This is a genomic window from Mycobacterium sp., from assembly GCF_035314905.1.
Taxonomy (GTDB): Bacteria; Actinomycetota; Actinomycetes; order Mycobacteriales; family Mycobacteriaceae; genus Mycobacterium.
On sequence record NZ_DATFYW010000156.1, the window covers coordinates 1 to 13,731 of the forward strand.

The 13,731-nt window shown below is 69.6% G+C and carries 15 protein-coding genes and 1 pseudogene; 9 read left to right on the plus strand and 7 right to left on the minus strand.

Features of this window, described 5'->3' with window-relative positions; translation table 11 throughout:
* Positions 1 to 412 precede the first annotated feature (412 nt).
* Positions 413 to 1,147, plus strand: a complete 735-nt coding sequence (locus VKG81_RS13355) for an alpha/beta hydrolase (protein WP_324396633.1) — start codon at positions 413 to 415, stop codon at positions 1,145 to 1,147.
* Here the strand turns inward: VKG81_RS13355 and VKG81_RS13360 are convergent.
* Positions 1,144 to 2,059: pseudogene (locus VKG81_RS13360) on the minus strand (IS5 family transposase). The gene VKG81_RS13355 and the pseudogene VKG81_RS13360 overlap by 4 nt on opposite strands.
* 526 nt (positions 2,060 to 2,585) lie before the next feature.
* Between VKG81_RS13360 and VKG81_RS13365 the strand changes: the two are divergent.
* The 3 genes from VKG81_RS13365 to VKG81_RS13375 all read left to right on the plus strand — a co-directional run bounded on the left by VKG81_RS13365 (position 2,586) and on the right by VKG81_RS13375 (position 4,235).
* Positions 2,586 to 3,338, plus strand: coding sequence for a cutinase family protein (locus tag VKG81_RS13365; RefSeq protein WP_324396635.1), 753 nt, complete (start codon positions 2,586 to 2,588; stop codon positions 3,336 to 3,338).
* 103 nt (positions 3,339 to 3,441) lie between these two features.
* The gene (locus VKG81_RS13370) at positions 3,442 to 3,669 is read left to right on the plus strand and encodes a hypothetical protein (protein ID WP_324396637.1); all 228 of its coding nucleotides are present in this window, start codon (positions 3,442 to 3,444) and stop codon (positions 3,667 to 3,669) included.
* A gap of 80 nt (positions 3,670 to 3,749) precedes the next feature.
* Complete coding sequence (locus VKG81_RS13375; protein WP_324396639.1) at positions 3,750 to 4,235, plus strand: hypothetical protein; 486 nt, start codon at positions 3,750 to 3,752, stop codon at positions 4,233 to 4,235.
* Here VKG81_RS13375 and VKG81_RS13380 read toward each other — a convergent pair.
* Positions 4,232 to 4,636: a VOC family protein gene (locus VKG81_RS13380; protein ID WP_324396641.1), complete on the minus strand. Its 405-nt coding sequence runs from the start codon at positions 4,634 to 4,636 to the stop codon at positions 4,232 to 4,234. The two genes, VKG81_RS13375 and VKG81_RS13380, sit on opposite strands and share 4 nt — an antisense overlap.
* 30 nt (positions 4,637 to 4,666) lie before the next feature.
* Complete coding sequence (locus tag VKG81_RS13385) at positions 4,667 to 5,482, minus strand: oxygenase MpaB family protein (protein WP_324396643.1); 816 nt, start codon at positions 5,480 to 5,482, stop codon at positions 4,667 to 4,669.
* Positions 5,483 to 5,517: 35 nt separating this feature from the next.
* Between VKG81_RS13385 and VKG81_RS13390 the strand changes: the two genes are divergently transcribed.
* Positions 5,518 to 6,537, plus strand: a complete 1,020-nt coding sequence (locus tag VKG81_RS13390; protein WP_324396645.1) for a cobalamin biosynthesis protein — start codon at positions 5,518 to 5,520, stop codon at positions 6,535 to 6,537.
* Here the strand turns inward: VKG81_RS13390 and VKG81_RS13395 are convergent.
* From VKG81_RS13395 to VKG81_RS13405, 3 genes are read right to left on the minus strand one after another with little or no spacing between them, the layout of a single operon-like run.
* Positions 6,425 to 7,231 (minus strand): SURF1 family protein, encoded by an 807-nt coding sequence (locus VKG81_RS13395; protein WP_324396647.1) that lies wholly within the window; start codon positions 7,229 to 7,231, stop codon positions 6,425 to 6,427. The genes VKG81_RS13390 and VKG81_RS13395 overlap by 113 nt on opposite strands.
* Positions 7,231 to 7,725 carry a low molecular weight protein-tyrosine-phosphatase gene (locus VKG81_RS13400; protein WP_324396649.1) on the minus strand — a complete coding sequence of 165 codons (495 nt, stop codon included), beginning with the start codon at positions 7,723 to 7,725 and terminating at the stop codon, positions 7,231 to 7,233. Before VKG81_RS13400 ends, VKG81_RS13395 begins: the two co-directional genes overlap by 1 nt.
* A complete protein-coding gene (locus VKG81_RS13405) occupies positions 7,718 to 8,374 on the minus strand; it encodes an HAD-IA family hydrolase (protein WP_324396651.1) in 657 nt (218 codons plus the stop codon). The genes VKG81_RS13400 and VKG81_RS13405 overlap by 8 nt, the downstream gene beginning before the upstream one ends.
* Before the next feature lie 96 nt (positions 8,375 to 8,470).
* Between VKG81_RS13405 and cobC the strand changes: the two genes are divergently transcribed.
* The 4 genes from cobC to VKG81_RS13425 are packed head-to-tail and all read left to right on the plus strand — an operon-like array spanning position 8,471 to position 12,358.
* The gene (cobC, locus tag VKG81_RS13410; protein WP_414685270.1) at positions 8,471 to 9,433 is read left to right on the plus strand and encodes an Rv2231c family pyridoxal phosphate-dependent protein CobC; all 963 of its coding nucleotides are present in this window, start codon (positions 8,471 to 8,473) and stop codon (positions 9,431 to 9,433) included.
* Entirely contained in the window at positions 9,430 to 10,551 is a 1,122-nt protein-coding gene (locus VKG81_RS13415; protein ID WP_324396655.1) for a Nif3-like dinuclear metal center hexameric protein, read from the plus strand. The genes cobC and VKG81_RS13415 overlap by 4 nt, the downstream gene beginning before the upstream one ends.
* Positions 10,551 to 11,288, plus strand: a complete 738-nt coding sequence (locus tag VKG81_RS13420) for a zinc ribbon domain-containing protein (RefSeq protein WP_324396657.1) — start codon at positions 10,551 to 10,553, stop codon at positions 11,286 to 11,288. The genes VKG81_RS13415 and VKG81_RS13420 overlap by 1 nt, the downstream gene beginning before the upstream one ends.
* Positions 11,285 to 12,358, plus strand: coding sequence for a bifunctional RNase H/acid phosphatase (locus VKG81_RS13425; RefSeq protein ID WP_324396659.1), 1,074 nt, complete (start codon positions 11,285 to 11,287; stop codon positions 12,356 to 12,358). Before VKG81_RS13420 ends, VKG81_RS13425 begins: the two co-directional genes overlap by 4 nt.
* Here the strand turns inward: VKG81_RS13425 and VKG81_RS13430 are convergent.
* Positions 12,349 to 13,584 carry a cytochrome P450 gene (locus tag VKG81_RS13430; protein WP_324396661.1) on the minus strand — a complete coding sequence of 412 codons (1,236 nt, stop codon included), beginning with the start codon at positions 13,582 to 13,584 and terminating at the stop codon, positions 12,349 to 12,351. The genes VKG81_RS13425 and VKG81_RS13430 overlap by 10 nt on opposite strands.
* Positions 13,585 to 13,731 lie beyond the last annotated feature (147 nt).

Here is a 13,731-nt window from a genome sequence, read left to right on the forward strand (position 1 = left end):
GTGCCGCGCACCCATCAGTTCCTCGTCACACTGACGGTGCACACGAACAAGATCAACCCCGCTACCACACCGACCGCCACCTCGGCAGCCTCAATGAAGAATGGCCAACCCGTGATCGTCATTCAGAGAGACGGTCAACAAGGGCTGTGACCCGGTCACCTGAATACTGGGGAGTGTGTTTAGAGGGCACAGCACCCTGGTACGGCGGGCCACTGCCCGCCGCCGTGGTTCGTTTGCCGGTGCCGTTGCCGCGTCGTTTGCGCTCGCCGCCTGTGGGGGTTCAGCCGTGACCTCCGGCGCTACGAGTTCGACGACCGGTGCTGCCGCCTCCGGCGCGTCCCAGCTAGTGGTAGCGATCGACGGGGATCGCCGTGTCTATCTGGAATGCCGCGGATCCGGTTCTCCAACAGTCGTGCTCGTTTCCGGGGCAGGAGGCGCCTCGGACGAGTGGACAGACGTCGTCGACCCCGCCGACTCTTCGGCCGGTCCCAAGCCAAGCGAGTCGGCGGTACTCCCCACGGTCGCCTCGTTCACGCGGGTGTGCGCTTACGATCGTCCCGGCACCACCCGCGACGATGGCAAGCTGAGCCCCTCCACCCTGGTGCCACAGCCCACCACGGCGCAGGCGGGCGTCAGGGACCTGCAAGCCGTGCTTTCCGCGGCAGGCGAACATGCCCCCTACGTGCTCGTCGGGGCGTCGTGGGGCGCCATGATCGTTGCTTTATTCGCGCGCACCGATTTTCCACAAGTGTCCGGCCTGGTTATGGTGGACGGCGCTTCGGAGTACCTCCGGGACACGCTAACACCGGACCAGTGGTTTGACTGGATGCGCAAGATCGATTCGATGGACCGGTCGAAGGGTCTGGAGGTGCCCGATTACGAGTCCAGCGTCGAGCAGATCCAAGCCGCCCCGGCGATGCCACACCCGCTACCCGCCGCCGTGCTTACCGCGGACAAGCCATGGGACCTCCAGGTGGGAAACAGCGGATCGACTTGGCCGGCGTGGCTGGCGGCCCAAGACCGCCTCGCTGGCGCACTCCACTCCCGGCACATCACCGGCACCGACAGCGGACACGGAATCAACGTCGAGCAGCCCCAACTGGTCGCGAATGCGATACGCGCGGTGGTCGACCAGGCACGGGGTTAGCGCGTGTCTGACAGATGCTCGGTCCAGGCAATGACGGCGTGTAGCACGACGGCCGCGCGGTAGACGATGGCGAGTTTGTCGTAGCGGGTGGCGAGTCCGCGCCATTGCTTTAGCATGTTGAAGCCGCGTTCAATGACGTTGCGGTGCCGGTAGTCCTCGACGTCGAATCGTGGTGGTCGTCGGCCGCGTGAGCCGCGGCGCCGCCGGTGGGCTGTCTGGTCTGCGGGTTCGGCGATGACCGCGCCGATTCCGCGGCGCCGCAGCTCGGTGCGAATGGCGCGCGAGGAGTAGGCCTTGTCGGCGCGCACGCGGTCCGGGCGGGTGCGCGGCGCGCCTGCGCCGAGGCGGCCGACCCACAGGTGGGCCATCAACTGCGCAAAGATCGGCGCGTCGTTGGCCTGCCCGGCGCTGAGCAGCGCCACCAGCGGCCGCCCGGCCCCATCAACGAGGTGATGGATCTTGGTGCTTAACCCGCCACGCGAGCGGCCCACACCGTGATCAGGCGGCTCGACCAGCAGATTCGTGTAATTCGACCCAGCCCCCCGTGTGGCGGGTGGCGTTCGTCGCGTGCTGATGGGCGCGGGCAATCGTGGAATCCACCGACACCACCCAATTGATCGCACCGGCCGCATCAGCGACGGCCAGCAACCGTGCCAGCACCCGATCCCAGGTGCCATCAGCACTCATCCGCCGATGCCAGGTCCAAATCGTCTGCCACGGCCCAAACACCGCGGGCACATCCCGCCAGGCGATCCCACACCGATACCGATACACGATGCCCTCGATCATCTGACGGGCATCACGAAACGGCCTGCCACGCTTACCCGTCCGGCACGGCAACAAATCCTCGATCAACGACCACTGACCATCAGACAACAACCGGTACCGCGACATACGCCCAGGCTCAACCATAAACCCCCGAACTCTTTGTCAGACACGCCCTAGTTGGCGTGGCCATACCGTGGGGAACCTGGTGGGGTAGGTGGTGATCATGTTAGCTGCCGCGGCACTTTGCTCGACCGGCGAGCCAACACGGGCCGGCGAGTAAAACTCGGCTCGGCCGTGCCCACATTTTGGCCACTCTTGCCCACGAAACAGTGTGCTTGAGTGTGAATCACTGTGATGTTTTTTGCATGTAGAGCCATTTTCAGGCCCACCGGATCTGCGGAAGCGTCTGCGTAGTTGAACCGCAGTTTTCATGTTTGCTCACGACCCCCGGAGGCTGCGCAGGATTGGCCACGCCGGCGACAACCGAGAGGGCCCGACATCGGGCGGCCAGGGACTTGGGCGACGTTACTTGCGGATGACAAAATATCCACCACGTACCAATGATGTGAACCCTGTTTGGCCGGGCGCACTCCGGGGAAATCAGACGTCGTCCTCGGAGGACGCGAGGTCTGGGAACTGTGTGAGGTGGTGTGTGGTCGAGATGAACGTGATGGGATCGAATCAAGCCCGGCGGGCGCGCCAGCTGCTGGATGCCGTGAGCGCACGCCGGATCGCTCGTTTGTTCGGTGCTGCGGTGGCGACGGCTTCGGCGCTGCTGATCGCACCCGTTGTCAGTCCTTCCGCGTCCGCTGCTCCTTGCCCCGACGTCGAGGTGGTGTTCGCACGCGGCACGTTCGAGCCACCCGGTGTCGGCGCGACAGGAGAGGCGTTCGCTGATTCGCTGCGCTCGAAGGTCGGCGGGAAATCGGTCGACGTGTATCCGGTGAATTACCCGGCCTCTCTGGATTTCCCAACCGCCGCCGACGGTGTCATCGACGCCAGCAATAAGGTCCGCGACATCGCCACGAGCTGTCCGAACACGAAGATGGTGCTTGGCGGATACTCCCAGGGGGCGGCCGTGATCGCTTACATCACCGCGGACGCGATCCCTGCCGGCTTCGTTCCGCCGGCGGGCATCACCGGCCCGATGTCGCCCGATGTGGCTAACCACGTCGCGGCGGTGGCCCTCTTCGGAAAGCCATCGAACGGGTTCTTGAACAGGATCGACACCAACGCGCCGCCGATCACCATCGGCCACCTGTACACGGCCAAGACCATCGACGAGTGCATTCCCCACGACCCGGTCTGCTCGCCGGACGGCAACGACAACAACGCGCACGTTCTCTATGCGGTGAACGGCATGACCGGCCAGGCCGCGGACTTCGCTGCGCACCGCCTCTCGTCGGGTGGCGTGACGGCCTAGGTTTTGAGGTGCCGGGGGAACAGACCGGCCCCCGGCACGTCAAGCGAGGGCGATTGCGGCGCAGATGGTCGCGATCCAGGCGACGCCCAGCAGTTGCGCAGTCATGAGGGAGAACCGCAAGCGTGCGGACGCGCTGGCGCACCGAAACGCGGAGATCGCGGCCCGGGCGGACCAGCAGCACAACTGGGTGATGCAGGGCGACGACCGTGGCGTCTACGGTCCCGAAGGGGCCCGACTCATGCACCACATCCGTTCGGGCGGTGGGCAAACCACCGCGCCCCCGGCCACCCGATGGCGTCTGGGCCCGTTTGGAACGCGCTTCGCGGGCTGACCGGCCCCGCGCGACACAGCCGGTTCACAGACTGCGCGATTCAGGGGATCGGTCGACGCGCCGATCGTTACCGTGAGGCGATGCAACGCGAGCCGGCGACCCGATGGTCGCGGCTGCGCAAGCAATGGGGCGAGCGACTCGATCCGACCGAGCAGTCCGCGGTGATGTCGTGGGCCGCATTCACCGCGACGTTCGGTGGGCTGCGGCTGCTCACGCACTGGATCCGGGGCGGCCATGGCCCGAAGGGCGGCGGCATCAGCTTTGGCGGCCGTCACTTCCACCATTACAACATCGGGATCGCCACGCTCTCGGCGATCGGAGCGGTCGGCCTTCGCGGCACCGAGAGGCATCGGCGCCATCCGGCCACCGCCCTGGCCTACGGGTCGGCGAATGCGCTTGTCGTCGACGAGCTGGCGCTGCTGCTCGATCTCAAGGATGTCTACTGGGCCTCGGACGGCCGCAAGAGTGTCGACGTCGCGATCACCGTGATCGCCGCCGGCGGAACGTTCTTCGCGGGGCTGCCGTTCTGGCCAGAGGCCCGCCGCGCGCTTCGGTCGGGCCGCTAGCCGCGTTGCGGCGGGGCGAAGAACTCCAGCACGATACCGTCCGGGTCGCGGAAACTCAGGCCCGAGCCGTAGCCCGCGTCCACGATGCCGCCGTGCGGGATGCCGAGCTCGTTTAGCCGGCTCACCCACTTCTGCAATTCGGCGCGGTCGGCACACCCGAGGCCGACGTGGTCGAGGCCGACCCGGAACTCACTGAATTTCTCGTCCGGTGCCGGCCGCTCGTGTTGGTGGATGCCCAGCAGGGTGCCGTTGTCCAGCAGCCACACGACGTGGTGATATCCGGCGGCGGTGTCTTCGTCGAGGACGGGGTCCGCCCCGATCAGTCGCTGATACCAGGGTTGGCTCACGGTGATGTCGCGCACGGTGAGAGCGACATGGGTGAGGCCGGGAAACGACTGCATGGGCGATTCCTCTGTCACAGCGGTGATTTCCTAGACGATCCGTCTGCCGCGGCGGGCGCGTGCACGCATGTCCCACAGGTACGCCCGGTACCCGAAGATCCACAACCGTTGCGGGATCACCCGGTCGGCCAGCCGCAGACCCGCCAACAACCACTCGAATCTGCGCTGTTGGCGCTGCGTCCACGGCAGGTTCATCAGAGCACGGAACTCGGCGGGCAAGAAGCCGGTCGTGGCGAACAGGTTCAGTGGACCGGCCAAGGCGCGCAACGGCCACGGCAAGAACGCCAGACTGGCTACCCCGTAGAGGTGTTCGCGCACCGGCGGGTCGATCCGCAGCTCGTCCAGGGAGCGTTTCCAGTATTCGTCGTATGCGAGTCGGTCGGGCGGCCACATGCTCGCGGGCACCTGCAACGTGGTGGCCAGCCGCTTGGCGTCCCGGTAGACCGCGTCCGCGGCCGCGTCATCGAGCGGGCCGTAGAGGAACTCGCGCTGGTCGACGTAGTAGCGGTACAGGCACGCGGCGACCCACAGCTGCAGCTTCGGGTCGAATGCGGTGTAGCGCAACGGGCTTTGCGCGGTTGACCGCACCTGCGCGTGGACGGTGTCGACCGCCGCGCGGATCAGTGCGCGGTCTTCGTCGGTGCCGACCGTGGCGGCCGCGAGGTAGGTGCCGGTGGTGCGGGCCCTCTTGAAAGGGTGCTTGTAGACGTTGCCGCTGTCGACGCGGCTTTCCAGCACGCCGTACCCGACGCCGGGTGAGGACAACTGCATGATCACGTTCGCCGCGGGCAGCAACGCGGCCGCCGGGTTGAGCAGGTCGGCGACTCGGTGCGGGCGGCGCGCCATGGCTGCAGTAGACCACGATGTGAGAAGCTGCCGACGTGTTTGCGCGCAGAACCCGCTCACCGGCGGCGGCCGTCGCGGCCGGCTACTGCGCCGACCTGGTGGTCGCCGACCCCCGCAGGGGGCACCCGGTCGCGGTGTTCGGGGCTGCCGCGGCGGCCCTGGAGCGGGTCACCTACCGCGATGCGCGGGGGGCCGGCGCGCTTCACACCGGTGTTCTGCTCGGGCTACTGGCCGTGGGGAGCGTCGCAACCATGGGCACGGCCGCACTGGCGGTGGCGACGTGGGCCGCGCTGGGCGGAACCTCGCTGATCCGCGCCGGCAACGCGATGGCGGGGTCGTTGAGCCGCGGCGACGTGGCCGGCGCCAGGCGATTGCTGCCGTCGCTGTGCGGGCGCGACCCCGACGTCCTCGACGCCGCCGGGCTGACCCGCGCCTCGCTGGAATCGATCGCGGAGAACACCTCCGACGCGCACGTCGCCCCGCTGCTGTGGGCGGCCCTGGGCGGGGTGCCCGCCGTGCTGGTGTACCGGGGGATCAACACACTGGACGCCATGATCGGGTACCGCTCGCCTCGGTACCGCAACTTCGGCTGGGCCGCGGCACGTTTGGACGACGCCGCGAACTTCGTGCCCGCGCGGGTCACCGCCGCGCTGGCCGCGCTGTGCGCTCCGGCCGTCGGCGGCTCACCCGCCGCGGCGATCCGCGTGTGGCTGCGCGACGCCGCACGACACCCCAGCCCGAACGCCGGCGTCGTCGAATCGGCGTTTGCCGGCGCACTCGGCGTCGGTCTGGGGGGCCCGACGCGGTACGCGCACGGCCTTCAGATGCGCCCGCTGCTGGGCGACGGGCCGCCGCCGGACGTCGGCGATCTGAGGCGGGCGGTGCGGCTGTCGCGCGCTGTCCAGGTCGCGGCGGCGGTGCTGGCGGTGGGCCTGGCGGCGCTCAGCGCCGCCGTCCGTAGCGGTCGGCCAGCTTCTCGGCGGTCGTGGCGGGCGCGGCGGCCGGCTCCGCGGCGGGTTTCTCGCGGCGGCGCTCGCGGATTTCCGCATAGATGAAGTAACCCAACAGGATCGGCGCGACGATGCCGAACGCGATCCACTGGATGCCGTACGACAGGTACGGCCCGGCGTCGAGGTGGGGCAGCGGGACGACCCCGAGCCCGCCGGGCTGGGTTTCCACCAGTTGCAGATACGGCTCGGCCAACTGTGTGCCGGTGAGCTGACCGACCTGCTGCGTGTTGATCGAGTACACCTGCTCCGAGCCGTCGAGGCGCACCGGGTCCTTGCCGACCGCGCGCGGTTCGGAGTTGCGGATTCGCGCGGTGATCGTGACGGGACCGCCCGGCGGTGGCGGGAAGGACGGCACCCGCGATCCCTCCCGCGGCCGAACGTAGCCGCGGTCGACGAGGATGGTCGGACCGCCGTCGACGGCGAACGGCGCGAGCACCTCGAACGCCGGCTGGCCGTCGACCACCCTCAGCCGCGCCAGCACCTGCTCGCCGGCCCGGTAGTGACCCCCGGCCGTCACCCGCTGCCACTCGTTGTCCGAGCCGCGCTGCGCCAGAACCGAAGTCAACGGCACCGGGTCGGCGGTCAGCGAATGGGCGATCTCGTCGTTCGCGCGCGATGTGCGGGTGTTCTTGCCCAGCTGCCATGGCGCGAGCACGGTGAAGCACAGGTAGGCGAACGCGACGACGACCAGCGCCAGCGCCAGCCAGCCCGGCCGCAGCAGGAAGGCCCAGCGTCGCATCAGCTGGCGAGGCCGCGGTCGGCGAGCTGCTCGTCGACCCAGTCGTGAAGGCCGGGCAGCGACGCCTCGATGACGTAGAACGTCTCCTCGAAGTCGGCGTGCGCACCGTAGTAGGGGTCCTCGACGTCGGGGGCGTGAGCCCCTGCGCGAGGGTCGAACGACCGCAACAGCCGGATCCGGTTGGCCGCCACGCCCATCTCGTTCAGCATGCGCGCGTGGTTGCGGCCCAGCGCGACCATCAGGTCGGCCGCCAGGTGGTCGTCGTCGAGCTGCGCCGCGCAGTGCGCGGTGGGGTAGCCGTGGGCCCGCAGCGCCCGGCCGGCACGCTCGTCGACCTCGCACCCGATGTGCCAGGGTCCGGTTCCGGCGCTGGTGACCCGGACGTGGCCGCCCAGCCCGCGTTCCCTGAGCTGATGGGCGAACATCTTCTCGGCCATCGGCGACCGGCAGATGTTGCCGGTGCACACGAAGGTGACGTGCAGCCGCTCAGACACCGAGCACCTCACGCAGTGCGGCGACGGTCGGGACGTGTTTGACCGCTTCGTCGTTCGCGGGGTCGTCGAAGTCGCGCCGGCCGTAACCCCAGTCGACGACGACGGTGTCGATGCCGTGGTGGGATGCCCCGTGTACGTCGTGCACGCGGTCGCCGACCATCAGCACATGCTCGGGCACGGGGTCGAGCTGGGCCAGGGCGTGGGCGACCACGTCGGCCTTGGTGGAGCGGACGCCGTCGGGGCTGGCGCCGGCGATCACCTCGAAGTGGCCGTCCAGCCCGAAGTGCGCGAGGATCCGCCGGGCGGTCGGCTCGGCCTTCGACGTCGCGACGGCCAGCCGCACACCGGCGGCGCGCAGATCCGCCAGCAGTTCGGGAATCTCGTCGAACACCTCGTTGAGCACCCACCCTCGGGTGGTGTAGTCGGCGCGGTAGGCGGCGATCGCGTCGTCGGCCGCCTCGCCGAGCCCCATCGCCCGCAGCGTCTGATGCATCGGCGGCCCGACCACCCGTGCGGCCAGGTCCGGATCGTCGGGTACCGGCGCGCCCACCTGGTTCAGCGCATGCCGGAAGGTGGACACGATGCCGCGGGCCGAGTCGGTCAGCGTTCCGTCCAGGTCGAAGATCACCAGCTGCGGGCGGGGAGTCACACGTCCATTGTCCCTCGCACTACTGTTTGCTTTGTGAGCTGGTCGAGTCGGCGTGCGGCGGCGCGCTATCACGGCGACCAGGCCGCTGCGCCGGGCATGCTCGACTTCGCCGTCAACGTCCGCCACGATGCGCCGCCGTCGTGGCTGGTGGAGCGGTTGTCCGGGCGGCTGTCCGAGCTGGCCCGTTACCCCGGCGAAAGCGACGACCGGGCGGCCAGGGCCGCCGTAGCGGCCAGGCACGGCCGGCGCCCCGACGAGGTGTTGCCCCTGGCCGGCGCGGCCGAAGGGTTCGCGCTGCTGCCTCATCTGCGTCCCCGGCTTGCGGCGGTGATCGCACCCGGCTTCACCGAACCGGAGGCGCTGCTGACGGTTGCCGGGATCCCGGTGCGTCACGTGGTGACCCCGCCGCCGTTCGGGATGAGAAACGTACACGTGCCCGGCGAGGCCGATCTCGTGGTCGTCGGGAACCCGACCAATCCGACGTCTGTCCTGCACGCGCGCGAGCACATCCTGCGACTGCGGCGTCCGGGCCGCATCGTGGTCGTCGACGAGGCGTTCGCGGACGCTGTCCCCGGTGAGCCGGAGTCGCTGGCGGGGGAGTCGCTGCCGGATGTGCTGGTGCTGCGGAGCCTGACCAAGACGTGGTCGCTCGCCGGGTTGCGGGTCGGGTACGCGCTTGGCGCGCCGGCGTTGTTGCGCCGGATCGCCGTGGCGCGGCCCCACTGGCCGGTGGGCACGTTGCAGCTCGAGGCGCTGACGGCGTGTTGCGCGCCGGAGGCCGTTGAGGAGGCGGCGGCCGGGGCGCGCCGGCTGGCCGCGATGCGCACCGAGATGGTGGCGGCGCTGGCCGGGCACGGCTTCCCGGTGGTCGACGGCCGGGGCCCCTTTGTGCTGTTCGCGGTCCCCGATGCGCAGCTGGCGCGAAAGCACCTCGACGCGCGCGGCATCGCGGTACGCCGGTGCGACACGTTCGTCGGGCTCGACGGGCAGTACCTGCGCGCAGCGGTGCGCCCGGAGTGGCCGATGCTCGTCGACGCGCTCAGCGAGGTGTCGGGGTGAGCGTGCGCCTGGGCGACGTCATCGACGTGCTCGACGCGGCCTATCCGCCGCGGCTTGCGCAGTCATGGGATGCGGTCGGTTTGGTGTGCGGTGATCCCGGCGACGCCGTGAGTGCGGTGACGGTGGCCGTCGACGCCACCGCGGCGGTGGCCGCCGAGGTGCCGGGGGGCGGGCTGCTTCTCGCGCATCATCCGTTGCTGCTGCGCGGCGTGACCGCGGTTGCGGCCAGCTCCCCGAAAGGGGCCCTGGTGCACGACCTTATCCGCTCCGGGCGTGCGCTGTTCACCGCGCACACCAATGCCGACTCGGCGTCGCCGGGGGTGTCGGATGCGTTGGCTGACGCGATCGGTGTTCAGGTGGACGCGGTGCTGGCGCCTGCGTCCGCGGCCGCGATGGACAAGTGGGTGGTGTTCGTGCCGCCCGTCAACGCGGACGCGGTGCGCGACGCGATGTTCGAGGCGGGCGCGGGACATGTCGGCGACTACTCCCACTGCAGCTGGAGCGTGACGGGCACCGGTCAGTTCCTTGCCCACGAGGGCGCCAACCCGGCGATCGGCGCCGTCGGCACGATGGAGCGCGTCACCGAGCACCGCGTGGAGGTCATCGCACCCGCGTCGTCGCGTGCGGCGGTTCTCGCGGCGTTGCGCGCCGCCCATCCCTACGAGGAGCCGGCTTTCGACGTGTTCGCGCTCGCAGCGCTTCCCGGCAATGTCGGGTTGGGGCGAACGGGCGCATTGGCGTCGCCGATTACGTTGCGCGCGTTCGTGTCCCGCGTCGCCCGGGCGCTCCCGGAAACGTCGTGGGGGGTGCGCGCGGCGGGTGATCCGAATGCGCCGGTGTCGCGTGTGGCGTTGTGCGGCGGTGCGGGGGACTCGCTGCTCGCCGAGGTGGCGGCCGCCGGCGTCGACGTCTATGTCACCGCGGATCTGCGCCACCACCCGGCCGACGAGCATCGCCGCGTCTCCGACGTCGCGCTCGTCGACGTCGCGCACTGGGCCAGTGAATTCCCGTGGTGCGCGCAGGCGGCCGGCGTGCTCACGCGGCATTTCGGGCCGTCGCTTCCGGTGCGGGTATCCACCATCCGCACCGACCCGTGGAACGTCGAGGACGTGGAGTAATGAAAGCTGCAGTCGATCAACAGCGTTCGCTTGCCGATCTGGTCGGGCTCGACGCCGAGCTGGGCCGCATCGCCCATCGCCGCTCGCACCTGGCCGAGCGGTCGCGCTACGAGCGGGTGCAGGCCGACCACCGCGCCGCGAACGACCGGCTGGCCGTGGTGCGGCTCGCGCTCGAGGACATCGAGGAGCAGGTTTCCCGGTTCGAGGCCGAGATCGACCCGGTGCGTCAGCGCGAGGACCGGGACCGGTCGCTGCTGAGCTCCGGTACCCCGAACGCCAAGCAGCTCTCCGAACTGCAGCATGAGCTCGAGACGCTGCAACGTCGCCAGGCGAGCCTTGAAGATTCGCTGCTGGAGGTGATGGAGCGGCGCGAGCAGCTGCAGGCGGACCAGTCCCGTGAGCTGGGCGCGATCGACGACCTCGAGAGCGATCTCGCCGCCGCCCAGCGCGGCCTCGACGAGGCGCTCGCCGACATCGACGAGGTTCAGCGCGAGCGCACCGAGCGGCGCGAGCAGCTCGTGTCCGGACTGGACGGCGACCTCGTCGCACTCTACGAGCGCCAGCGTGCCGCGGCCGGCATCGGCGCCGGGGTGCTTCAGGGGCGCCGCTGCGGCGCCTGCCGCATCGAACTCGACCGCGGGGAGCTGGCGCGCATCTCCGCGGCAGCCGAGGACGAAGTGCTGCGCTGCCCGGAGTGCAACACGATCCTGTTGCGCGTCAAGGGGTCTGACCGGTGAAGGTGATCGTCGAGGCCGACGGCGGGTCGCGCGGCAACCCGGGGCCGGCGGGATACGGGTCGGTGGTGTGGTTGGCGGACCACAGCCAGGTGCTGGCCGAGAGCAAGCAGGCGATCGGCCGGTCCACCAACAATGTCGCCGAATACCGCGGGCTGATCGCCGGTCTCGCCGAGGCGGCGAACCTCGGCGCCACCGAGGTCGACGTGGCGCTGGACTCCAAGCTGGTGGTCGAGCAGATGTCGGGCCGGTGGAGGGTCAAGCACCCCGAGATCGCCGAACTGCACCGCCAGGCGCAGTCGCTCGCCGCGACGTTCGACCGGGTGAGCTACCGCTGGATTCCGCGTAGCCAGAATGCGCACGCCGATCGGCTGGCCAACGAGGCGATGGACGCGGCCGCGGCAACCGAAGATCCGCCCGCGCCCTCGCACTCGTCGCCCGCGGGCTGGACCGGAGCCCGCGGAGCGCCGGCACGGCTTCTGCTGCTGCGGCACGGCCAGACCGAATTGTCGTTGGAGCGGCGCTATTCCGGGCGTGGCAACCCCGCGCTGACCGACCTCGGCAGGCGGCAGGCCGACGCCGCCGCCGAGTACCTCGGCCGTGGTGGTGGCATCGCGGCGGTCGTCACGTCACCGCTGCAGCGTGCCCACGACACCGCCGCCGCGGCGGCCAAGGCGCTGGGTGTGGACGTCGTGCTCGACGACGACCTGATCGAAACCGACTTCGGCGCCTGGGAGGGTCTGACCTTCGCCGAGGCCGCCGCCCGCGACCCCGACCTGCACCGGAAATGGCTGCGGGACACCAGCATCGCCCCTCCGGAGGGGGAGAGCTTCGACAGCGTGCAGAACCGGGTTCGACGCGCATGCAATCGGATCGTCGCGGAGCACGGCGGCGAGACGGTCCTGGTGGTGTCGCACGTGACCCCGATCAAGACGGTCCTGCGGCTGGCGCTCGACGCCGGACCGGGCATTTTGTATCGGCTTCACTTGGACCTGGCCTCGCTGAGCATCGCCGAGTTCTACCCGGACGGGGCGTCGTCGGTGCGGCTCGTCAACCAGACCGCCTATCTCTGATCCCGCGGTTCGAGCTGCACGGGCATGTGGCGGACGCCGGCGTGCTTGTTGCTGCGGACGTATTCGACCGGCCCCCTCAGCGTGGCGCCGGCGACGCGGTCGAGCAGCGCGTCGAACATCACGCTCATCTCCATCCGGGCCACCGCGGCGCCGAGGCAGAAGTGGCCGCCGCGTCCGAACGCCAGGTGCGGGTTCGGGTTTCGCGTGATGTTGAACGCGTATGGGTCGTTGAACACCGATTCGTCCCGGTTGGCGGACGCCCACCACAGCGTCACCTTGTCGCCGGCTTTGATCGCCTGGCCGCCGAAAACGACGTCGCGGGTCGCGGTGCGGCGGTTGTAGGGGGTCGACGACGCCCACCGCAGCATCTCCTCGACCGCGGTCGGCAGCCCCGAGCGGTCGGCGCCGAGCCGATCCCATCCGTCGGGGTGCTGCATCATCGCCAACATCCCGACCGCGATGGAATTGCGGGTCGTCTCGCTGCCGGCGGCGATGATGAGGCTGAAGAACATCCGCTGTTCGCCCTCGGTCAGCGGCTTGCCGTCGATGCGCGCATGGGTGACGACCGACAGCAGATCTTCGCCGGGATGGGTTCGCTTGTGCTGCAGCAAGTTCGAACCGTACTCGAACATCCTGGCCGACGCCTGGGCAAGGCGTTCGGTGGTTTCGCCGACCTCACGATCTTCGTAGTCGAGCGTGACGTTGGCCCAGTTCATCAACTCGTGCCTGTCCTGCTGGGGCACGCCGGCCAGTTGTGCGACCGCCTGCAGCGGCAGTTCGGCGGCCACGTCGACCAGGAAGTCGCAATCCCGCTTGGCGAGTGCGGCCTCGACGATGCCGCCCGCCCGCTGCCTGAGATCCTCTTCGATGCGTTGCAGCACTCGTGGCGCCACGCTCGGCGCCAGCAGGCGGCGGAACCGGGCGTGACGCGGGTCGTCCATCATGTTCAGCAGGACGCCGACCAGGGCGCCGGCGGGCATGTCCTCGAGGGTGGTGCCGCCACCTTCGCGCGCGCCGCCCGTTTCCGACGAGAACGTCTCCGCGTCGGCGGCCGCGTCGACGATGTCGGCGTACCTGCTGATCACCCAGAAACCTTCGCCCCCGGGCGAATGGACGGTAGGCGGGTGGAACCAGACCGGCGACTCGCGTCGCAGCGCGTCGAAGACGTGGTACGGGAAGCCCTCGGCGAAGCGGTCGAGATCGGTCAGGTCGACGTCGTGGTGCATGGTTTCTGCCTACTTGATGAAGTGAAGGACAGTCCAGCAGGGCGTCAGTCGGAGCGCAGAGTCACCACCGGCAGCAGACTGGCCAGACCGTCCTCACCGGGCCGCTCGAACGTCATCAATGTCGGAGTTCGTCATTACTATCGAAGG

Coding starts and splice junctions, on each gene's coding strand:
- cobC (WP_414685270.1), top strand. CDS start 8,471: ATGCTCGACTTCGCCGTCAACGTCCGCCACGATGCGCCGCCGTCGTGG.
- VKG81_RS13370 (WP_324396637.1), top strand. CDS start 3,442: ATGAGGGAGAACCGCAAGCGTGCGGACGCGCTGGCGCACCGAAACGCG.
- VKG81_RS13385 (WP_324396643.1), bottom strand. CDS start 5,482: ATGGCGCGCCGCCCGCACCGAGTCGCCGACCTGCTCAACCCGGCGGCC.
- VKG81_RS13375 (WP_324396639.1), top strand. CDS start 3,750: ATGCAACGCGAGCCGGCGACCCGATGGTCGCGGCTGCGCAAGCAATGG.
- VKG81_RS13395 (WP_324396647.1), bottom strand. CDS start 7,231: ATGCGACGCTGGGCCTTCCTGCTGCGGCCGGGCTGGCTGGCGCTGGCG.
- VKG81_RS13420 (WP_324396657.1), top strand. CDS start 10,551: ATGAAAGCTGCAGTCGATCAACAGCGTTCGCTTGCCGATCTGGTCGGG.
- VKG81_RS13430 (WP_324396661.1), bottom strand. CDS start 13,584: ATGCACCACGACGTCGACCTGACCGATCTCGACCGCTTCGCCGAGGGC.
- VKG81_RS13380 (WP_324396641.1), bottom strand. CDS start 4,636: ATGCAGTCGTTTCCCGGCCTCACCCATGTCGCTCTCACCGTGCGCGAC.
- VKG81_RS13365 (WP_324396635.1), top strand. CDS start 2,586: ATGGGATCGAATCAAGCCCGGCGGGCGCGCCAGCTGCTGGATGCCGTG.